The following is a 19803-nucleotide window of genomic DNA, read 5'->3' as shown; positions in this document are numbered from 1 at the left end:
CGCTTTTCCTTGTAGGAGCAGCCTTGTGCTGCGAAAAGGCCGCAATGACAAAAGATTTTCTGTGGCAGCTATGGCCTATTCGCAGCACAAGGCTGCTCCTACAAAGAGATAGGCATCAGGCCGCAGAATGAAAAAACCCGCCTGCCGGTGAAGGCAGGCGGGTTTCGTTTTACAACGGCAGGATCAGTACGACAGGCCGAAGCTCTCTTCGTCCATCGCCATCAGGTTGTTGGCACCCGACAGCATGGTCGCCACGTGGGTACGGGTGCGCGGCAGGATGCGCTGGAAGTAGAAGCGCGCGGTCTGCAACTTGGCGGTGTAGAACGCTTCTTCGCTGGTGCCGGCAGCCAGTTTCTCGGCCGCCAGGCGGGCGATGTCGGCCCAGAAGTAGGCCAGGCAGGCGTAGCCGGAATACATCAGGTAATCGACCGAGGCCGCACCCACTTCTTCGCGGTCCTTCATGGCGGCCATACCCACTTTCATGGTCAGCTCGCCCCATTCCTTGTTCAGAGCCGCCAGCGGTTCGACGAACTCCTTGACCGCTTCGTTGCCTTCCTGCGCCTGGCAGAACTTGTGCACGATCTTGGTGAAGCCCTTCAGCGCTTCGCCCTGGGTCATCAGCACCTTGCGGCCGAGCAGGTCCAGGGCCTGGATGCCGGTGGTGCCTTCGTACAGCATGGAAATGCGGCTGTCGCGCACGTTCTGCTCCATGCCCCATTCGGCGATGAAGCCGTGGCCACCGTAGATCTGCACGCCATGGTTGGCGGCTTCGAAGCCGACCTCGGTCATGAACGCCTTGGCGATCGGGGTCAGGAACGCCAGCAGGGCATCGGCCTTCTTGCGCTCTTCTTCATCCTGGCTGTACTTGACGATGTCCACCTGCTTGGCAGTGAAGTACACCATCGCGCGGTTGCCTTCGGCGAAGGCCTTCATGGTCAGCAGCATGCGACGCACGTCCGGGTGGACGATGATCGGGTCAGCAGCCTTGTCCGGTGCTTTCGGGCCGGTCAGGGAGCGCATCTGCAGGCGCTCACGGGCGTACTTCAGGCCACCCTGGAACGCTACTTCGGCGTGGGCCAGGCCTTGCAGCGCGGTACCCAGGCGAGCGGTGTTCATGAAGGTGAACATGCAGTTCAGGCCTTTGTTGGCCGGGCCGATCAGGTAGCCGGTAGCGCCGTCGAAGTTCATCACGCAGGTGGCGTTGCCGTGGATACCCATCTTGTGTTCGATCGAGCCGCAGCTCACGCCGTTGCGCTCGCCCACACCGCCTTCGGCGTTGGGCAGGAACTTCGGCACGATGAACAGCGAGATACCCTTGGTGCCGGCTGGTGCGTCCGGCAGGCGGGCCAGGACGATATGGACGATGTTGTCGGCCATGTCGTGCTCACCGGCCGAAATGAAGATCTTGGTACCCGACACCTTGTAGCTACCGTCGGCCTGTGGCTCGGCCTTGGTGCGCAGCATGCCCAGGTCGGTACCACAGTGCGGCTCGGTCAGGCACATGGTGCCGGTCCACTCGCCGGATACCAGCTTGGTCAGGTAGGTGTGCTGCTGCTCGGGGGTGCCGTGCGCAGAGATGGTGTTCATCGCGCCATGGGACAGGCCCGGGTACATGCCCCACGACCAGTTCGCACCGCCGACCATTTCGCTCAGCGCCAGGCCCAGCGACTCCGGCAGACCCTGGCCGCCGTGCTCGACGTCATGCGCCAGGCTCGGCCAGCCACCTTCTACGAACTGTTCGTAGGCCGCTTTGAACCCGGTCGGGGTTTTAACGCCCGCCTCGCTCCAGGTGCAGCCTTCCTGGTCACCCACGCGGTTCAGCGGCGACAGCACCTGCTCACAGAACTTCGCGCCTTCTTCGAGGATCGCGTCGACCATGTCGGGCGTGGCGTCCTGGCAACCCGGCAGGCTCTGATAGTGCGCCTCATAGCCGAGCAGCTCGTCGCGAACGAAGCGGATATCACGCAAGGGGGCTTTGTAATCAGGCATTGCGATGAACCTCTAGGTGAGTTCTGTGGGGTGACCCGCACTTGGCGGCCGTCGATCAAACAGTTGTTTGAAACTTACGTTTAGCTCCGCCTTATGTCAAGGATGGACTATGGTGCCATTTGCGCCACGAAAAATGGCAAAAGCGCCAAGCCATAATATGTACCCCTGTGGGAGCGGGTTTACCCGCGAATGGGCCAGCCCGGAAAACAAAGGTGTCCGGGCGGACGCATTCGCGGGTAAACCCGCTCCCACAGGGATAGCGTTAGGTTCGGAAAGGCCGCCGTATCAGGCGTAGGTGTCGATGATCCGGCCGAGCATTTCGTCGGATGCCTTGGCGACCTTTGCGCCAAGCTCGACTTCGAGTTTGCCCACGGCCAGCTGCACGGTGCTGGTGGCCAGGTCCATCTGCTGGCTGCGGTCGACCGCGCGCAGGCGTTCGGCCTGAAAATCGCTGGACTGGCTGGTGGCGCTACGTTCGGCGGTGGTGCTGGCGATCTGGCTGGCAGCCTGATCGACGCGGTTCTGGCCGGTCTGGATTGCGCTCAGGCCCGCGTAATAGGCGGAGCTACCGGTGATTTCCATGTCAGGACTCCATTGACGCTGGATGACGAACAGGCCCAATTAAAGCAGGCCAGGGGTGAAAAGGCCCGTTTAAATCCCTAATGGCCTGGTGCCATTTGATAGGCCCTGGGTATTCCTGCACTGGCCTCTTCGCGGGTAAACCCGCTCCCACAGGGTCTCCACAGTTTTCGAGACTTGTGCAATACCTGTGTGCGGGTTTACCCGCGAAAGGGCCGGGCCTGGAAACGGCTAATCCAGCAGATCCAGCTGAAGGTGTTCAGCAACCATGTCGGCACTGGCCTGCTTCAACTTGGGCACCCGCCCCAGGCATGGCGCCGGCAAACGCTCGGCCAGGCTGGCCAGGTTCTCTTCCAGGCGCGAAGTACGCGGCTCGATGATGTTCGCCACCCATCCCGCCAATTGCAGCCCGTCACGCTCGATCGCCTCAGCGCTTAGCAAGGCATGGCTGATACAGCCCAGCCGCACCCCGACCACCAGAATCACCGGCAGCCGCAGGGCCACCGCAAGGTCGGACAGGTTTTCCAGCCCCGACAACGGCACGCGCCAGCCTCCGGCTCCCTCGATCAGGGTGAAATCGGCATTTTGTTGCAGCACATTCCGCATCGCTGCCAGCAGGTCCGACACGGCCAGCGTCACCCCTGCCTCACGTGCTGCCACATGCGGCGCAATCGCAGGCTCGAAGGCAAACGGGTTGACCTGTTCGTAGGGCAGCTTGATCGTGCTTTCATCGATCAGCGCCTGTGCGTCGCTGTTGCGCAAGCCTTTGGGCGTCATCGTGCAACCGGAGGCCACCGGCTTGGCCCCCAGCGTGCTCATGCCCTGCAACCGTGCCGCATGCAACAGGCCGGCAGCGATGGTGGTCTTGCCAACATCGGTATCGGTACCGGCAATAAAATAGGCCTGGCTCATCTCGCTCCCCTTAAGCCTGTGGCTTGCGCAACACACCATAGACCACCTGGTAGGTGGCTGGCAGCCCCTCGGGCTGGCGAAACGCCTCGTAAGCCTGCAGCAGGCCCTGCATGCGGGCCCGGCCGGTAAGCCCGGAAGGCCGGCCAGGGTTCAGGTTGTGGGCGCCGAGTGCCTTGAGCTCATGGGTCAGGCTGCGTACATCCGGGTAGTGCAACACGTGCGGGCAGCGCTGCAGCCAAAGCTGCTCGAAGCCGCTGGCTGCGCACAGGCGTTGATAGTCCTCGAAACGGCGGAAGCGGTTCACATGCACCAGGCCATCCACCGCCTGCCAACTGGCGCGCAGTTCATCGAGGGTACCCACACACAAACTGCTGAAGGCCAGCACGCCGCCCGGGCGCAGCACTCGCAGCGCTTCTGCCAGCACGCTGGCGAACTGGCCGCACCACTGCACGGCCAGGCTGGTGAACACCAGGTCGACACTGGCATCACGCAGCGGCAAACGCTCGGCGTCACCGGCCACGTGATAGAGCGCCCCGCCCTGTTCGTTGCGGGCATGGCACAACATGCCTTCGGCGATATCCACCGCAACGCCGCTGGCCTGGGTGAACCGCTCGGCCAACGCCCTGCTGAAATGACCGGTGCCGCTGCCCAGGTCCAGCCAGCGTGACGGCTGCAGGCCTTCCGGCAACTGCTCCAGCAAGCTCGAACCCACCGCACGCTGCAAGGCTGCCACGCTGTCGTAGCTGGCTGCGGCGCGGGAGAACGAGGCCGCTACCTGGCGCTTGTCGGGCAGCGCGCCGGGCAGGGCCGGACGGGAAAGGTCAGTCATCGCCACTCTCATGCAGGAAACTCTTGATGCCCGCCGCCAGTTCCTGCGGGTATTCCAGCAGGAACGCGTGGGAGCTTTCTTCGACCAGGCCCACTTCCACATCGGGCAGCAGCTCGCTCAGCGCCTTTGCCGCCTCTGCCGGCACCAGCGCATCGCTGCCGGCGAACAGGTGCAACTGCGGGCCTCCGTAGGCCTGCAGTGCTTCGCGGGTGTCCAGCTTGGCCAGCACTTCAAGGCCGGTGGCCAGGTACAACGGGTCGGTGTCCGGTACACCGACACCCAGTTGGCGCAGCAGGGTGCGCGGTTGCAGGGCACCGTCACTGCACAAGGTACGGAAGCGCTTCAGGGTGACCTGGGTATGGCTGCGGCAGCCGTCGAGGAACGTGCCAAAAGTGTCTTCGGCCATGCCGTGGGGCCAGTCGGGGCGAGCCACGAAACTGGGGTTGCTGGCCAGGGTCAGCAGGCCGCAGCAATGGTCGCCGCGCTTGTGCGCCAGCGCGCTGGCCAGCATGCCGCCTAACGACCAGCCACCCAGCCAGACATCACTCGGCAGCTTGCGGTCGAGGTGGTCGACCCAGGCCTGCACATCGCTGTGGGCCAGTTCCGGCAAGGGCACCAGCTCTACCTGCAGGCGGGCGTCCTGGGCACGCAGGCTGGCGGCCAGCGGCTCCAGGGAAGCAGTGCCCAAGCCCCAGCCAGGCAACAGAACAAGTCGATTACGCATCGGCGCTCTCCAACTGTGGATAACACTCGGCCAATGCATTCAACAATAGCTGCACCTGCGCCTCGCTGTGCGCGGCGCTCAATGTCACCCGCAGACGTGCGCTGCCCGCCGGCACGGTGGGCGGGCGGATGGCCGTCACCAGCAAGCCGCGCTCGCGCAGCATGCGTGACAGGCGCAGGGCCTTTGCGCTGTCGCCGATGACGATGGGCTGGATCGGCGTCGGGCTGTCCATCAACTCCAGGCCGATCTGCTGCGCACCTTCACGGAACTGGCGGATCAGCGCGGCCAGGTGCTCGCGGCGCCAGGTTTCGCGGCGCAGCAATTCCAGGCTCTTGAGGGTGGCGCAGGCCAGCGCCGGTGGCTGGCTGGTCGTATAGATGTACGGGCGGGCGAACTGCACCAGCGCCTCGATCAGCTCTTCGCTGCCGGCCACAAAGGCACCGGCGGTACCACAAGCCTTGCCCAGCGTACCGATCAACACCGGCACATCCTCAACGCCCAGACCGAAGTGCTCGACGATACCGCCGCCCTGGGTGCCGAGGGTGCCCAAGCCATGGGCATCGTCAACCATCAGCCAGGCACCGCGAGCGCGGGCGACATCGGCCAGCGCCGGCAGGTCGGCCAGGTCGCCGTCCATGCTGAACACGCCATCGGTCACTACCAGGGTATTGCCGACGGCCTTGTCCAGGCGGCTGGCCAGGCTGGCTGGGTCGTTGTGCAGGTAGCGGTTGAAACGGGCACCACTGAGCAACCCGCCATCCAGCAGCGAAGCGTGGTTCAGGCGGTCCTGCAGCACCGTGTCGCCCTGCCCCACCAGCGCGGTGATGGCGCCCAGGTTGGCCATGTAGCCGGTGGAGAACAGCAGCGCGCGCGGGCGCCCGGTGAGTTCGGCCAAGGCCTCTTCCACCTGGTGGTGCGGCGTACTGTGGCCGATCACCAGGTGCGAGGCACCGCCACCGACACCCCAGCGCTCGGCGCCGGCCTGCCAAGCGGCAATCACCTCGGGGTGGTTGGCCAGGCCCAGGTAGTCATTGCTGCAGAAGGCCAGCAAACACTGGCCATCGACCACCACTTCCGGCCCCTGCGGGCTTTCCAGCAGTGGCCGCTGCCGATACAGGTCTGCGGCGCGCCGTTCGGCCAGGCGCGCTGCCAGGTCGAAGGCCATTTCAGGCTGTCGCGGCGTTGTAGAACATCTCGCTGCTGCGCTGCTCGACCAGCGCCTGCTCGATGGCCGCCTGGTGCACTTCGTCGGCGTGCTCTTCACGCGCTTCGGGCTTGATGCCCAGGCGGGCGAACAGCTGCATGTCCTTGTCGGCCTGCGGGTTGGCGGTGGTCAGCAGTTTTTCGCCGTAGAAGATCGAGTTGGCGCCAGCCATGAAGGCCAGGGCCTGCATCTGCTCGTTCATCTGCTCGCGGCCGGCGGACAGCCGCACGTGCGACTTGGGCATGAGGATACGGGCCACGGCCAGCATGCGGATGAAGTCGAACGGATCGACGTCTTCTTCCTCGGCCAGCGGCGTACCGGCCACCTTGACCAGCATGTTGATCGGTACCGACTCCGGGTGCTCGGGCAGGTTGGCCAGCTGGATCAGCAGGCCGGCGCGGTCGTCCAGCGACTCGCCCATGCCGAGGATGCCGCCGGAGCAGATCTTCATCCCGGCATCGCGCACGTAGGCCAGGGTCTGCAGGCGCTCGCTGTAGGTGCGGGTGGTGATGATGCTGCCGTAGAACTCAGGCGAGGTGTCGAGGTTGTGGTTGTAATAGTCCAGGCCGGCCTGGGCCAGGGCCTTGGTCTGCTCCTGGTCGAGCTTGCCGAGGGTCATGCAGGTTTCCAGGCCCATGGCCTTCACGCCTTTGACCATCTCCAGCACGTAGGGCATGTCTTTGGCCGACGGGTGCTTCCACGCCGCGCCCATGCAGAAGCGTGTAGAACCGATGGCTTTGGCGCGGGCGGCTTCTTCCAGCACCTTCTGCACTTCCATCAGCTTCTGTTTTTCCAGCCCGGTGTTGTAGTGGCCGGACTGTGGACAATATTTGCAATCTTCCGGGCAGGCGCCGGTCTTGATCGACAACAGGGTCGAAACCTGCACGCGGTTCGGGTCGAAATGCGCGCGGTGCACGGTCTGCGCCTGGAACAGCAGGTCATTGAACGGTTGCTGGAACAGCGCCTTGACCTCGGCCAGGGACCAGTCGTGACGTGTTGTTGCAGTTGTGCTGGCGCTCATTGGCGTTTCCTTGTTTAGGCTGAAGCAGGCGCCGGGACAGGAGAGCCCGCCAGCGCATCACGGATAGCTCGCATAGTCATGGAAGGCCTATGAACTGTCAACCACACTGGAAAAGACTGGTTTACAAGTGCTCACTTATTAACCAGTCGTGTTTGCTGTGCGATGAACCTGCCGAGCAGGCCTACCCGCTGTGCGTCGCCTGCGAGCAGGAACTGCCCTGGCTGGGCGATCATTGCCTGCGCTGCGCCCTGCCATTGCCGATAGCCGGCCTGACTTGCGCTCAATGCCAGCGCCGCGCACCGGCCTTCGAGCAGGTGCTTGCACTGTGGCATTTCGGCTTTCCGGTGGACACGCTGATCAGCCGTTTCAAGCACAACCGCCAGTGGCCCTTGGGGCGCCTGATGGCCGAATTGCTCGCGCATGGGCTGCTGCACCGCTTTACCGAAGGGCTGCCGCGCCCCGACCTGTTGTTGCCTGTACCCTTGGCCAAACGTCGACTACGGGAGCGGGGGTTCAACCAGGCGGGGATGCTCGGGCGCTGGCTGTCGTCGCACGTGGGGGTACGTTGCGACGAGCGGTTGCTGCTGCGCACACGGGAGACACCTGCGCAGCAACAACTGGACGCCAAGGCCAGGCGACGCAACTTGCGCCAGGCGTTTACCGTCACGGGCAAGCTGACGGGCAAGCATGTCGCCATTGTCGATGACGTGTTGACCACCGGTGCGACCGCGCAGGCGGTTGCCGAAGTGCTGCGCAAGGCCGGTGCGCGGCGGGTGGATGTGTATTGCCTGGCGCGTACGGCCAAGCCGGGGTATGTATGACGTGTGGGAGCGGCCTTTCGCGACACAAGGCCGCTCCCACACAAGCTACACTTCGCTGCCACTTACAATGACCGAATGCCCATGTCCCTGCCCCCTCACCTCACCCAGCACATCGCCCGCCGCCCCCAGCGCATCGCGCTGCTGCAGCACATTGCCGAAGAAGGTTCGATCACCCGCGCCGCCAAGGCTGCGGGCATCAGCTACAAGGCCGCCTGGGACGCCATCGACGAACTCAACAACCTGGCCAGCCAGCCCCTCGTCGAGCGCAGTACCGGCGGGCGTGGTGGCGGTGGTGCCCGTCTGTCGCCGGAAGGCCAGCGGGTGCTGCGCCTGTACCAGAGGCTGCAGGCCCTTCAGGCGCAAATCCTCGAAGCGGCCGAGGAGTCCAGCGACCTCGACCTGCTCGGCCGGCTGATGCTGCGTACCAGTGCGCGCAACCAGTTGCAGGGCCAGGTCAGCGGCCTGCGCCGCGAGGGACGGCATGATCGCGTCAGCCTGGCGTTGGGTGGTGGGTTGGAGATCGAGGCGTTGATCACCCACGACAGCACCGCACGGCTGGAACTGACGCTGGGGACGACGGTAGTGGCGCTGCTCAAGGCGGGGTGGGTGAGGTTGCTGGCCGACGACGAACAGGCCGAAGCGGATAGCAATTGCCTGCGGGCGACGGTGGAGGAGGTGCTGGCGGAGGCTGATGGGCCTTGTGAGGTCCGGTTGGCGTTGGGGAATGGGCAGACGTTGTGTGCGTTTGCCGACACGGATTGGTTGGCTGGGCAGCGGGTAGCAGCAGGCAGTTCGGTGCGGGTTCAATTTCATCCCTCTTATGTATTGCTTGGGATTCCTGCATAGCCTGGCCGCGCTTTGCGCGGTTCGCGGGTAAACCCGCGAAGAGGCCGGTACAGGCATAACGCGTTACCATGGTCCCCACGCCGCCTATCCCCGGAGCCACCATGTCCCACCCCTTCGATACCCTCACCCCCGACCTGGTCCTGGACGCCGTGGAAAGCCTGGGCTTTCTCAGCGATGCCCGGGTGCTGGCGCTGAACAGCTACGAAAACCGCGTCTACCAGGTGGGCATCGAGGGCGCGCAACCGCTGATCGCCAAGTTCTACCGCCCAGGCCGCTGGAGCGACGCGGCCATCCTCGAAGAGCACAGCTTCACTGCCGAACTGGCCGAATGCGAAGTGCCGGTGGTCGCCCCGCTGCAGCATGACGGCCGCACCCTGTTCGAACACCAGGGCTTCCGCTTCACCCTGTTCCCCCGCCGCGGCGGCCACGCGCCAGAGCCGGGCAACCTCGACCAGCTCTACCGTCTTGGCCAGTTGCTCGGCCGCCTGCATGCCGTGGGCGCCAGCAAACCGTTCGAGCACCGCGAAGCGCTGGCTGTGGACAACTTCGGCCACGCCTCGCTGAATACCCTGCTGGAAGGCGGTTTCGTCCCTCGCGAACTGCTGCCGGCGTTCGAATCGGTGGCCCGCGACCTGCTCAAGCGAGTGGAGGACATCTATGCCCGCACCCCGCACAAACTCATCCGCCTGCATGGCGACCTGCACCCCGGCAACCTGATGCACCGCGACGAGGTGTACCACGTGGTCGACCTCGACGACTGCCGCATGGGCCCGGCGGTGCAGGACTTGTGGATGATGCTGGCCGGCAGCCGCGAGGAGCGCCTGGGGCAACTGGCCGAACTGATCGACGGCTACAACGAGTTCCACGACTTCGACCCGCGCGAGCTGGCCCTGATCGAGCCCCTGCGCGCCCTGCGCCAGCTGCACTACAGCGCCTGGCTGGCGCGGCGCTGGGACGATCCGGCATTCCCGCCGAGCTTCCCCTGGTTCGGCCAGCCACGCTACTGGGGAGACCAGATTCTCGCCCTGCGCGAGCAAATGGCCGCACTGGATGAAGCGCCGCTGAAATTGTTCTAGAAGCACGCCCGCCTCTGTCTACAATAGGCGTCGCTTTATTTAGCTACCTAAGCAAGGATTCTGCATGCACGCCGCAAACCCGCGTCGCGGGTACCTACTGGGCCTCAGCGCCTACATCATCTGGGGTCTTTTCCCCCTGTACTTCAAGGCAATCCAGAGCGTTCCGGCGGTGGAGATCATTGTCCACCGGGTGCTGTGGTCGGCACTGTTCGGCTCGCTGCTGCTACTGGTGTGGAAACACCCCGGCTGGTGGCGTGAACTGCGTGACAACCCGCGCCGGCTGGGCATCCTGGCCCTGAGCGGGGCGCTGATCGCCGGCAACTGGCTGACCTACGTATGGTCGGTGAACAACGGGCGCATGCTTGAGGCCAGCCTGGGTTACTACATCAACCCGCTGATCAATGTGCTGCTGGGCATGCTGATTCTTGGCGAGCGCCTGCGTCGGTTGCAATGGCTGGCCGTGGCCATGGCCGCCGTGGGTGTGGCTCAGCAGGTGTGGCAGGTGGGCAGCCTGCCGTGGGTGTCGCTGGTACTGGCGCTGAGCTTCGGCTTCTATGGGCTGATTCGCAAACAGGCACCGGTAGCGGCGCTGCCGGGCCTGGTGGTGGAAACCTGGATGCTGGTACCGCTGGCCCTTGGTTGGCTGTTACTGCATCCGGCGGCGACAAGTGCCCAGGGCGCGTTCTACACCAGCAGCGAAGCGTTGTGGCTGATGGCTGCGGGGCCGGTGACACTGGTGCCGCTGGTGTGCTTCAACGCTGCCGCGCGGCACTTGCCGTACACCACGCTGGGCTTCCTGCAGTACTTGGCGCCGACCTTGGTGCTGCTGCAGGCGGTGCTGCTGTTTGATGAGCACTTGTCGTCGAGCAACTTGGTGGCGTTCATGTTCATCTGGGCAGGTTTGGCGATTTACAGCGTCGATGCGTGGGTCAGTTTGCGCAAGCGTGGTTGATCAGAAAATGATCACAACTCTGCAGGCCTTGTGATTCGTGGTCTGCAGAGACATCTCCAAAGGTTATCCACACCCTCGTCCCCGTGCTTTGTGCACAAACTGCTGATTTTTGGGTGTTTTTTGATCAAGGCCGTGCAAGGCGCGCGCGGCATGGGCTGGAGAGGGGAACCCCCAGGTTATCCACAGGGCCTTCCCCGTGATATCGGGATAACCGCAGGGGGCTGCTTTGCAGCCCATCGCGACACAAGGCCGCTCCTACAGGGGAACGCGTAACCCTTGTAGGAGCGGCCTTGTGTCGCGATGGGCCGCGAAGCGGCCCCGGCAATCTCGAATCAATCCTCCGGCCGCAGCTTCAACTCCACCATCAAGTCATCCGCCAGGCTCTCCAGTCGCTGCTGCAGTTCTTCGAGCGGTAGAGTCAACGGCAAAGCCAACAACGCATCTGCATGAAACAACGGCTCGCTGCTCATCGGCGCCGGCCGCACTTCTGTTGAAAACCGCTCGACGTTCACCTGCAATTCAGCCAGCAAACGGGTGATATCACGCACGATCCCTGGCCGGTCATTACCTACCAGCTCCATGGCAATCGGCTTCCAGGTGCACGACGGCTCGATGCCGCTCTCGGCGATCAGCACGCGAATGTCATATCGGACCAACCCCTGCAGCGAAGCCACCAGCTCGTCGTAGTTTTCCGCCGGCACCGCCACCCGCAGGATGCCGGCAAACTGCCCGGCCATGCGCGACATGCGGCTTTCCAGCCAGTTGCCACTGTGGTCGGCGATGCACTGGGCAATGCGCTCGACCTGGCCGGCCTTGTCAGGGGCAATCACAGTCAGTACAAGATGATCCACAAGCCCTTCCTCGTGTCGGACCGCGCCGTGCGGCAGAAAATCGGGGGATCGACTCAGTATAGGCAAGGCGCGGCAACCTGCCGCAGGGCAATCCGCACAACGAATCGTGTACTGTTTCAAGATTTATCTGGAACAATCCACCTGTTTTTTGCGAACATACTCACTCCCAGCGTGACCATACGCGACCAACGGGTCGCATAACGGCGCTTTTAGTCTGATTTTGCCCCGCCTACTGCTTCATGTAGTATCCCGTGGCGCGGACTACAAAACGTCGTTTGGATGTCTGCCAAGGCGCCTGTGAAAATACGCACACTGTCTGCCAGCCGGTCTGGCAGGCCGCACCCAGCCGCGCTCGGGGCTTTACTCGGGGGCATGCACTGGTGCCGTGTTTAGAGAAGCGCTACAGGCTTAATACAGAAGAGCGAAATAGCTGAGCAGAGTGAGGCAAGCAATGACTGGATACGTTCAAGTCGGTGGCCTTCAGGTCGCCAAGGTCCTGTACGACTTCGTGAACAACGAAGCCATCCCAGGGACCGGCATCGTCGCCGAGCAGTTCTGGGCCGGTGCAGAGAAGATCATCAATGACCTCGCTCCAAAGAACAAAGCCCTGCTCGCCAAGCGCGACGAGCTGCAAGCCAAGATCGACGCCTGGCACCAGGCACGCAAAGGCCAGGCCCACGACGCCGTAGCCTACAAAGCATTCCTTCAGGAAATCGACTACCTGCTGCCACAAGCCGACGATTTCCAGGCAACCACCCAGAACGTGGACGAAGAAATCGCCCACATGGCCGGCCCGCAGCTGGTCGTACCGGTGATGAACGCCCGCTTCGCCCTGAACGCCGCCAACGCCCGTTGGGGTTCGCTGTACGACGCGCTGTATGGCACCGATGCCATCAGCGATGAAGGCGGTGCCGAGAAAGGCCAGGGCTACAACAAGGTACGTGGCGACAAGGTCATCGCCTTCGCCCGCGCCTTCCTCGACGAAGCCGCGCCACTGGCGGCCGGCTCGCACGTCGACTCCACCGGCTACCGCATCGAAGGCGGCAAGCTGGTAGTTGCCCTGAAAGGCGGCAGCAACAGCGGCCTGCGTGACGATGCCCAGCTGATCGGCTTCCATGGCGATGCCGCTGCACCGACTGCCGTGCTGCTCAAGCACAACGGCCTGCACTTCGAAATCCAGGTCGACGCCAGCACCCCGGTCGGCAGCACCGACGCCGCCGGCGTGAAAGACATCCTGATGGAATCAGCGCTGACCACCATCATGGACTGCGAAGACTCGGTTGCCGCCGTCGACGCCGACGACAAGGTAATCGTCTACCGCAACTGGCTGGGCCTGATGAAAGGCGACCTGGCAGAAAGCGTTAGCAAGGGTGGCAAAACCTTCACCCGCACCATGAACCCGGACCGCGAGTACGCCGCGCCCAACGGCGGTAGCGTGACCCTGCATGGCCGTTCGCTGCTGTTCGTGCGCAACGTTGGTCACTTGATGACCAACCCGGCGATCCTCGACGCCCAAGGCAACGAAATCCCCGAAGGCATTCAGGACGGCCTGTTCACCAACCTGATCGCCCTGCACAACCTCAATGGCAACACCAGCCGCAAGAACACCCGCACCGGCAGCGTGTACATCGTCAAGCCGAAGATGCACGGCCCGGAGGAAGTAGCCTTCGCCGCCGAGATCTTCAGCCAGGTCGAAGACCTGCTGGGCATGAAGCGCAACACCGTCAAGGTCGGCATCATGGACGAGGAGCGCCGTACCACGGTCAACCTCAAGTCGTGCATCAAGGCCGCAGCCGAGCGCGTGGTGTTCATCAACACCGGCTTCCTCGACCGCACCGGCGATGAAATCCACACCTCGATGGAAGCCGGCGCCGTGGTGCGCAAGGGCGCCATGAAGAACGAGAAGTGGATCGGTGCCTACGAGAACAACAACGTCGACGTCGGCCTGGCCACCGGCCTGCAAGGCCGTGCGCAGATCGGCAAAGGCATGTGGGCCATGCCCGACCTGATGGCAGCCATGCTCGAGCAGAAGATCGCCCACCCGCTGGCCGGTGCCAACACCGCCTGGGTGCCGTCGCCGACCGCCGCCACCCTGCATGCCCTGCACTACCACAAGGTGGACGTACAGGCACGTCAGCGTGAACTGGCTTCGCGTACCCCGGCGTCGGTGGACGACATCCTGGCCATCCCGCTGGCCGCCGACACCAACTGGTCGGCCGAAGAGATCCGCAACGAACTGGACAACAACGCCCAGGGCATCCTCGGCTACGTGGTGCGCTGGATCGACCAGGGCGTAGGTTGCTCGAAGGTGCCGGACATCAACAACGTCGGCCTGATGGAAGACCGCGCCACCTTGCGCATCTCGGCCCAGCTGCTGGCCAACTGGCTGCGCCATGGCGTGGTCAGCCAGGAGCAGGTGCTGGAAAGCCTCAAGCGCATGGCCGTGGTGGTGGACCAGCAGAACGCCAGCGACCCTCTGTACCGCCCGATGGCACCGAACTTCGACGACAACGTCGCGTTCCAGGCGGCGGTAGAACTGGTGGTGGAAGGTGGCAAGCAGCCGAACGGCTATACCGAGCCGGTACTGCACCGCCGTCGCCGCGAGTTCAAGGCGCGTAACGGGCTGTAAGCGACATCTGCGACAGCGGGCCGCTTTGCGGCCCAATCGCCGGCAAGCCAGCTCCCACAGGGACTGCACAGGCCTCAAACGCTGTGCGGTCCCTGTGGGAGCTGGCTTGCCGGCGATGAGGCCGGAACAGGCTCCTCAGCTAAGCGATCTGCAGTTCTTTCTTCACCAGCTCCAGCAGCCTGTCCAGGTCGACCGGCTTCAGAAGAAAATCCACAACCCCCAGGTGCATCACGTCCACCGCCTCTTTAACGTCGGTATCGCCCGACACCACGATGATCGACAACGCCGCCCGCTCTGATTCGCGAACCTTGCGGATCAGGTCCAGGCCATCCTCGGGTTGCATGCGCAAATCCGTAATCATCAAGCCAATCCGTTGCTGGTAGTGCAGGTACAGCCTGGCCTCCTCGGCCCCATCCGCCCCGACACAGTCGATTCCCCGGCTTTTCAGGTACAGGATCAGCGCCTCACGATTCACCGCATTGTCATCCACCACCAGCACCAGCGGCTTGGCAGCCACGGGCGCACTTACGACGGCCAATGCCTCGCGCTCGGCGTCGCTCAGGATGTCGTGTTGCTCAGGCATGCTCATCTCGTCAAAAAATTTCCGCTTCAGCATTAGGACCGCAGAACTTGCGTAACCCGGCTGGCCTTTCGTCGGGTCTTTGACAGGAGCGCTCATAGACTTACGTCCAATGGGCACCATCCCGCCGCAAGCCGACCATGGAGGCAGAGAACAACATGGCCGGCACCTATATATATAGATATATAGTTCGGCATAGCGATACGGTCAGTTTCATGAGCAAAAAGGACGCCTACAGCCAGGCGGGCAGGACGGCAGTGCTGCAGAACATCCAGGGCACCTTGCAGTTCCTGCAGCGTTTTCCGCCGTTCAACCAGATGGAACACAGCCACCTGGCCTACCTGGTCGAACAGTGCCAGCTGCGCTTCTATGCCAGCGGCGAAAGCATCGTCAAACCTGCCGACGGGCCGGTCGAGCACTTCTACATCGTCAAGCAGGGCCGCGTGGTCGGCGAACGCCAGCATCTGGTCAAACCTGGTGTGGAGACTACCTTCGAGATCACCAGTGGCGAATGCTTCCCGCTGGCTGCCCTGCTCGGCGAACGGGCGACACGCACCGAGCATCTGGCAGGTGAGGACACCTTCTGCCTGCAGCTGAACAAGGCCGCGTTCATCCGCGTGTTCTCGATGTCGGAAGTGTTTCGGGATTTTGCCCTGCGCGGGGTCAGCAGCCTGCTCGACCAGGTCAACCAGCAGGTACGCCAGCGCGCGGTGGAAACCCTCGGCACCCAGTATTCGCTGAACACGCCACTGGGTGAACTGGCCATGCGCCACCCGGTGGTGTGCAGCCCCGACACGCCCCTGCGCGACGCCGTGCGGCTGATGCACGAGCAGCAGGTCGGCAGCATCGTGGTGGTCGACCCGCAGCGCTACCCCACCGGTATCTTCACCCTGCGCGACTTGCGCCAGGTGGTGGCTGCGGCCGATGCCGACCTGGGTGCACCCATCGCACGCCACATGACCGCCCAGCCGTTCTACCTCAGCCCCCAGGCCAGCGCCTTCGACGCAGCCATGGCGATGACCGAGCGGCACATCGCCCACGTATGCCTGGTGGAAAACCAGCGCCTGTGCGGTGTGGTTTCGGAGCGCGACCTGTTCTCCCTGCAACGGGTCGACCTGGTGCACCTGGCACGCACCATCCGCCATGCGCCACGTCTGGATACCCTGGTCTCGCTGCGCGGCGAAATCAGCCAGCTGGTCGAGCGCATGCTGGCCCATGGCGCGTCCTCCACGCAGATCACCCAGATCATCACCCTGCTCAACGACCACACCGTGTGCCGGGTGATCGAACTGGCGCTGGCCGAGCGCGGTGACCCGGGCGTGCCGTTCAGCTGGCTGTGCTTTGGCAGCGAGGGGCGACGAGAACAAACCCTGCACACCGACCAGGACAACGGCATCCTCTTCGAAGCCGCCAACGGCGCCGAAGCCGACGCCATCCGCGCACGCCTGCTGCCGCTGGCGCAATACATCAACCAGTGCCTGGCCCAGTGCGGCTTCACCCTGTGCAAGGGTAACGTCATGGCCGGCAACCCCGAGCTGTGCCTGTCGCGCAGTGAATGGGCGCGGCGTTTTGCCGGTTTTGTCCGCGAAGCCAGCCCGGAGAACCTGCTGGGCTCGAGCATCTATTTCGACCTGCGCGTGGTGTGGGGCGACGAGCAAGGTTGCGAGCAGCTGCGCCAGGGCCTGCTGGACCAGGTGGCCGACAACCGCATCTTCCAGCGCATGATGGCTGACAACGCCCTGCGCCAGCGCCCGCCGGTGGGCCGCCTGCGCGAGTTCGTGCTGACCCGCCAGGGCAACGACAAGGCCGCCACCCTCGACCTCAAGGTCCAGGGCCTGACACCCTTCGTCGATGGTGCGCGGCTGCTGGCCCTGGCCAACGGCATCGGTGCCTGCAATACCTTGGAGCGCCTTCGCCAGCTCGTGGCCAAGGGCGTGATCGAGGCACTGGATGGCGCAGCGTATGAAGAGGCCTACCACTTCATCCAGCAAACCCGCATGCAGCAGCACCAGCGCCAGACCCGCGACAACCTGCCCTATTCCAACCGCCTGGACCCGGACAGCCTCAACCACCTGGACCGGCGCATCCTGCGCGAGTCCCTGCGCCAGGCCCAGCGCCTGCAAAGCAGCCTGGCCTTGCGGTACCAGCTATGAGCCTGTTCGCCTGGCTGCGCCCCAGTGCGCCGGAACTGGACCACGCCACGCGCCAGCGCCTGGCCCGGCTGCCCAAGCCAGCGCCATTGGGGGTGTGTACCCTGCGCGAGCAACGCTGGGTGGTGCTGGACCTGGAGACCAGCGGCCTGAACACCAACCGTGACCAGGTGTTATCGGTTGGTGCCGTCGCCATCGAAGACGGCGCCATCGACTTTGCCCAGCAGTTCGAACGCACCTTGCACCGGCCTTTGCAGAAGACCAACGCCAGCGTGCTGATCCACGGCCTGGGCCCGAGTGCCCTGGCTGCCGGTTGCGACCCGGCCGAGGCCTTGCTCGATCTGCTCGACTTCATCGGCAACAGCCCGGTGTTGGCATTTCATGCGCCGTTCGACCAGCGCATGCTCGCCCGCGCGCTGAAGGAAAGTCTGGGCTATCGCTTGCAGTCACCTTTCCTGGATGTTGCCGAGCTGGCGCCGATGCTCAACCCCGACACAGTGCTGCGCGAGGCCGGGCTGGATGACTGGGTGGCGCGGTTTGGCCTCCAGGTCGAGGAGCGCCATCACGCCAGCGCCGATGCGCTGGTTACCGCCGAACTGGCGCTGATCCTGTTCAGCCAGGCCCGACGCCAGCAGCTGGACAGCCCGCTGCAGCTGGAGCAGCGCTTGCGCGGGTGGCGCAGGCGCAAGGTGCACAACCACGGCCTGTAGCTTTTCACCGCCCTTGCTGGCCTCTTCGCGGGTAAACCCGCTCCCACAGGGACTGTACTGCCTTTGATGCCCTGGAGATCCTGTGGGAGCGGGTTTACCCGCGAAGAGGCCAGCACAGGCATAACATCTGCACGACTTGGATGATGGCCATCCGATAAGCGTCCATTGCACCCACCCCCTCCCCTCTGCAACAATCGCGAATAATTATCGTTAGTTAATGCATTCGTTCCGGGGGGACGCTGCTTGTCTTCTGCACAGAGCCCACACGCCGATCTGGTCGGTACGCTGTACCGCGACCATCGCGGCTGGCTGCTCGCCTGGCTGCAACGCAGCATGGCCTGCCGCCAACGTGCCGAAGACCTGAGCCAGGACACCTTCGTGCGCCTGCTCGGCCGTGCGCAACTGGATACGCCCCGCGAACCCCGCGCGTTCCTGGCCGCCGTGGCCAAGGGCCTGATGTTCGACCACTTCCGCCGCGCCGCGCTGGAACAGGCCTACCTGGCCGAACTGGCCCTGATGCCGGAAGCCGAACAACCTTCCCCGGAAGTGCAACACCTGATCCTCGAGGACCTCAAGGCCATCGACCGCCTGCTCGGCAAGCTGTCGAGCAAGGCCCGCGCAGCATTCCTGCACAATCGCCTGGACGGTATGAGCCATGCCGAAATCGCCGAGCGCATGGGGGTTTCGGTTTCGCGGGTGCGCCAGTACATCGCCCAGGGCATGCGCCAGTGCTACGTGGCCCTGTACGGGGAGCCGACGTGAGCAGTTCACCGGTTTCGTCCCGGGTGCTGGAAGCCGCCATTGCCTGGAAGCTCAGCCTCGACAACGGCAGCGGCACACCTGACGAGCGCAGCGAATTCATGCGCTGGCATGCCGCCAGCGAGGAGCATGCCCGCGCCTGGCGCCAACTCGGTGCCATGGACCAGCGCGTGAGCGCCGCTGCCGGCCCGGCACGCCAGGCCCTGCTGCAATCGCGCGCCGGGCTGCGCCGACGTATCGGCAAGGTCGGCGGCGGGCTGGCCGGCATGTTTCTGCTGGGCTCGCTGCTGGCCTGGGTCGGCGCACCATCGCTGGCACCGAGCTACTGGCTGGCCGACCAGCGTACCGCCACCGGCGAACTGCGTACCCTGCGCCTGGAAGACGGCACCTTGTTGAGCCTGAACAGCCACACTGCCGTGGATATCGACTACGCCGGCGAGCAACGGGTGATCGTGCTGCACCAGGGCGAGATCTCGGTCGAAACCGGCCATCAGGACCCGCGCCCGCTGCTGGTGCGCACCGACGATGGCCGCCTGCGCCCGTTGGGCACGCGCTTCCTGGTGCGCCGCGAGGACGACGGCACGCGCCTGGAAGTACTGCAAGCCTCGGTCGCTGCCATGCCGCTGAACAGCGGTGACGAACAGGTGCTGCGCGAAGGCCAGCAGGTTCTGATGAACGCCAACGGCCTTGGCCGGATCGGCACGGTGCCAGCCGGTGCCGACGCCTGGACCCGCGGCATGCTAGTGGTGGACAACGTGCGCCTGGCTGACCTGCTGGCCACGCTTGGCCAGTACCGCAGCGGTTACCTCGGGGTAGACGACCAGGTCGCCGACCTGCGGGTGACCGGCAGCTTCCCGCTGACCGATACCGACCTGGCACTGTCGTCGCTGGTGCCGGCACTGCCAGTGAAGGTCGAGCGGCATACGCCGTGGTGGGTGACCGTCGTTCCCAAATAAACCTGCACCGGCCTCTTCGCGGGTAAACCCGCTCCCACAGGGTTGCACCAGCCTCAAAGCCCCCGCGATCCCTGTGGGAGCGGGCAAGCCCGCGAAAGGGGCGGTACAGGCGAAAACCAACTTCAAATAATTCTCAATTTTTTTCAGATTCGCCCTGTCACTTTTCAAATCTCGCTCGGCAAGGAAGCAGAAAGCACTTATCCGTCGAGGAGCCG

At 64.1% G+C, this 19803-nt stretch carries 18 protein-coding genes; 9 read left to right on the top strand and 9 right to left on the bottom strand.

The annotated features are described in order from the left end of the window. Positions 1 to 183: 183 nt before the first annotated feature. From RR51_RS08755 to bioB, 7 genes are all read right to left on the bottom strand, one after another. Positions 184 to 1989 (bottom strand): phenylacyl-CoA dehydrogenase, encoded by a 1806-nt coding sequence (locus RR51_RS08755; protein ID WP_039613232.1) that lies wholly within the window; start codon positions 1987 to 1989, stop codon positions 184 to 186. A 285-nt stretch (positions 1990 to 2274) separates the two neighbouring features. Then, the gene (locus RR51_RS08750) at positions 2275 to 2571 is read right to left on the bottom strand and encodes a hypothetical protein (RefSeq protein ID WP_003258614.1); all 297 of its coding nucleotides are present in this window, start codon (positions 2569 to 2571) and stop codon (positions 2275 to 2277) included. 228 nt (positions 2572 to 2799) lie between these two features. Then, the gene (gene bioD, locus RR51_RS08745) at positions 2800 to 3480 is read right to left on the bottom strand and encodes a dethiobiotin synthase (RefSeq protein WP_039613231.1); all 681 of its coding nucleotides are present in this window, start codon (positions 3478 to 3480) and stop codon (positions 2800 to 2802) included. 10 nt (positions 3481 to 3490) lie between these two features. Continuing rightward, entirely contained in the window at positions 3491 to 4309 is an 819-nt protein-coding gene (gene bioC / locus RR51_RS08740) for a malonyl-ACP O-methyltransferase BioC (RefSeq protein WP_039613230.1), read from the bottom strand. Next, on the bottom strand, positions 4302 to 5033 hold the full coding sequence (locus tag RR51_RS08735; protein WP_039613229.1) for an alpha/beta fold hydrolase: 732 nt from the start codon (positions 5031 to 5033) through the stop codon (positions 4302 to 4304). The genes bioC and RR51_RS08735 overlap by 8 nt, the downstream gene beginning before the upstream one ends. Then, a complete protein-coding gene (gene bioF / locus RR51_RS08730; RefSeq protein WP_039613228.1) occupies positions 5026 to 6198 on the bottom strand; it encodes an 8-amino-7-oxononanoate synthase in 1173 nt (390 codons plus the stop codon). The genes RR51_RS08735 and bioF overlap by 8 nt, the downstream gene beginning before the upstream one ends. A 1-nt stretch (position 6199) precedes the next feature. Further along, positions 6200 to 7258 (bottom strand): biotin synthase BioB, encoded by a 1059-nt coding sequence (gene bioB / locus RR51_RS08725; protein ID WP_013970556.1) that lies wholly within the window; start codon positions 7256 to 7258, stop codon positions 6200 to 6202. Positions 7259 to 7347: 89 nt separating this feature from the next. On the opposite strand from bioB, the gene RR51_RS08720 reads away from it, so the two are divergent. From RR51_RS08720 to rarD, 4 genes are all read left to right on the top strand, one after another. Next, positions 7348 to 8079: a ComF family protein gene (locus RR51_RS08720; RefSeq protein WP_039613227.1), complete on the top strand. Its 732-nt coding sequence runs from the start codon at positions 7348 to 7350 to the stop codon at positions 8077 to 8079. Positions 8080 to 8160: 81 nt separating this feature from the next. Beyond that, the gene (locus tag RR51_RS08715) at positions 8161 to 8925 is read left to right on the top strand and encodes a TOBE domain-containing protein (RefSeq protein ID WP_039613226.1); all 765 of its coding nucleotides are present in this window, start codon (positions 8161 to 8163) and stop codon (positions 8923 to 8925) included. Between the two features lie 101 nt (positions 8926 to 9026). Then, on the top strand, positions 9027 to 10001 hold the full coding sequence (locus RR51_RS08710; protein WP_039613225.1) for a serine/threonine protein kinase: 975 nt from the start codon (positions 9027 to 9029) through the stop codon (positions 9999 to 10001). Positions 10002 to 10065: 64 nt separating this feature from the next. Then, positions 10066 to 10953, top strand: coding sequence for an EamA family transporter RarD (gene rarD / locus RR51_RS08705; protein ID WP_039613224.1), 888 nt, complete (start codon positions 10066 to 10068; stop codon positions 10951 to 10953). Between the two features lie 332 nt (positions 10954 to 11285). On the opposite strand, the gene RR51_RS08700 is transcribed toward rarD, so the two are convergent. Next, a complete protein-coding gene (locus tag RR51_RS08700; RefSeq protein WP_013970551.1) occupies positions 11286 to 11804 on the bottom strand; it encodes a glycine cleavage system protein R in 519 nt (172 codons plus the stop codon). Between the two features lie 451 nt (positions 11805 to 12255). Between RR51_RS08700 and RR51_RS08695 the strand changes: the two genes are divergently transcribed. Next, positions 12256 to 14433, top strand: a complete 2178-nt coding sequence (locus RR51_RS08695; RefSeq protein WP_039613223.1) for a malate synthase G — start codon at positions 12256 to 12258, stop codon at positions 14431 to 14433. A gap of 139 nt (positions 14434 to 14572) precedes the next feature. On the opposite strand, the gene RR51_RS08690 is transcribed toward RR51_RS08695, so the two are convergent. Further along, entirely contained in the window at positions 14573 to 15112 is a 540-nt protein-coding gene (locus tag RR51_RS08690; RefSeq protein WP_039613222.1) for a response regulator, read from the bottom strand. Positions 15113 to 15228: 116 nt separating this feature from the next. Between RR51_RS08690 and RR51_RS08685 the strand changes: the two genes are divergently transcribed. The 4 genes from RR51_RS08685 (at position 15229) to RR51_RS08670 (ending at position 19588) form a co-directional block, all read left to right on the top strand. Next, positions 15229 to 17166, top strand: a complete 1938-nt coding sequence (locus RR51_RS08685; RefSeq protein WP_039613221.1) for a DUF294 nucleotidyltransferase-like domain-containing protein — start codon at positions 15229 to 15231, stop codon at positions 17164 to 17166. Further along, positions 17163 to 17873: a 3'-5' exonuclease gene (locus tag RR51_RS08680; RefSeq protein WP_039613220.1), complete on the top strand. Its 711-nt coding sequence runs from the start codon at positions 17163 to 17165 to the stop codon at positions 17871 to 17873. Before RR51_RS08685 ends, RR51_RS08680 begins: the two co-directional genes overlap by 4 nt. A gap of 243 nt (positions 17874 to 18116) precedes the next feature. Further along, positions 18117 to 18635 (top strand): RNA polymerase sigma factor, encoded by a 519-nt coding sequence (locus RR51_RS08675; protein WP_039613219.1) that lies wholly within the window; start codon positions 18117 to 18119, stop codon positions 18633 to 18635. Then, positions 18632 to 19588, top strand: a complete 957-nt coding sequence (locus tag RR51_RS08670) for a FecR domain-containing protein (protein WP_039613218.1) — start codon at positions 18632 to 18634, stop codon at positions 19586 to 19588. Before RR51_RS08675 ends, RR51_RS08670 begins: the two co-directional genes overlap by 4 nt. Positions 19589 to 19803 lie beyond the last annotated feature (215 nt).

The sequence above is a fragment of the Pseudomonas sp. C5pp genome, from assembly GCF_000814065.1.
Classification (GTDB): Bacteria; Pseudomonadota; Gammaproteobacteria; order Pseudomonadales; family Pseudomonadaceae; genus Aquipseudomonas; species Aquipseudomonas asiatica.
The sequence above is the reverse complement of the archived record's forward strand: the minus strand, read 5'-3'. Positions and strand labels throughout refer to the sequence as shown.

Coding starts and splice junctions, on each gene's coding strand:
- bioB (WP_013970556.1), bottom strand. CDS start 7,258: ATGAGCGCCAGCACAACTGCAACAACACGTCACGACTGGTCCCTGGCC.
- RR51_RS08715 (WP_039613226.1), top strand. CDS start 8,161: ATGTCCCTGCCCCCTCACCTCACCCAGCACATCGCCCGCCGCCCCCAG.
- RR51_RS08710 (WP_039613225.1), top strand. CDS start 9,027: ATGTCCCACCCCTTCGATACCCTCACCCCCGACCTGGTCCTGGACGCC.
- bioF (WP_039613228.1), bottom strand. CDS start 6,198: ATGGCCTTCGACCTGGCAGCGCGCCTGGCCGAACGGCGCGCCGCAGAC.
- RR51_RS08750 (WP_003258614.1), bottom strand. CDS start 2,571: ATGGAAATCACCGGTAGCTCCGCCTATTACGCGGGCCTGAGCGCAATC.
- bioC (WP_039613230.1), bottom strand. CDS start 4,309: ATGACTGACCTTTCCCGTCCGGCCCTGCCCGGCGCGCTGCCCGACAAG.
- RR51_RS08720 (WP_039613227.1), top strand. CDS start 7,348: ATGAACTGTCAACCACACTGGAAAAGACTGGTTTACAAGTGCTCACTT.
- RR51_RS08735 (WP_039613229.1), bottom strand. CDS start 5,033: ATGCGTAATCGACTTGTTCTGTTGCCTGGCTGGGGCTTGGGCACTGCT.
- bioD (WP_039613231.1), bottom strand. CDS start 3,480: ATGAGCCAGGCCTATTTTATTGCCGGTACCGATACCGATGTTGGCAAG.
- RR51_RS08685 (WP_039613221.1), top strand. CDS start 15,229: ATGAGCAAAAAGGACGCCTACAGCCAGGCGGGCAGGACGGCAGTGCTG.
- RR51_RS08755 (WP_039613232.1), bottom strand. CDS start 1,989: ATGCCTGATTACAAAGCCCCCTTGCGTGATATCCGCTTCGTTCGCGAC.
- RR51_RS08680 (WP_039613220.1), top strand. CDS start 17,163: ATGAGCCTGTTCGCCTGGCTGCGCCCCAGTGCGCCGGAACTGGACCAC.
- RR51_RS08690 (WP_039613222.1), bottom strand. CDS start 15,112: ATGAGCGCTCCTGTCAAAGACCCGACGAAAGGCCAGCCGGGTTACGCA.
- RR51_RS08695 (WP_039613223.1), top strand. CDS start 12,256: ATGACTGGATACGTTCAAGTCGGTGGCCTTCAGGTCGCCAAGGTCCTG.
- rarD (WP_039613224.1), top strand. CDS start 10,066: ATGCACGCCGCAAACCCGCGTCGCGGGTACCTACTGGGCCTCAGCGCC.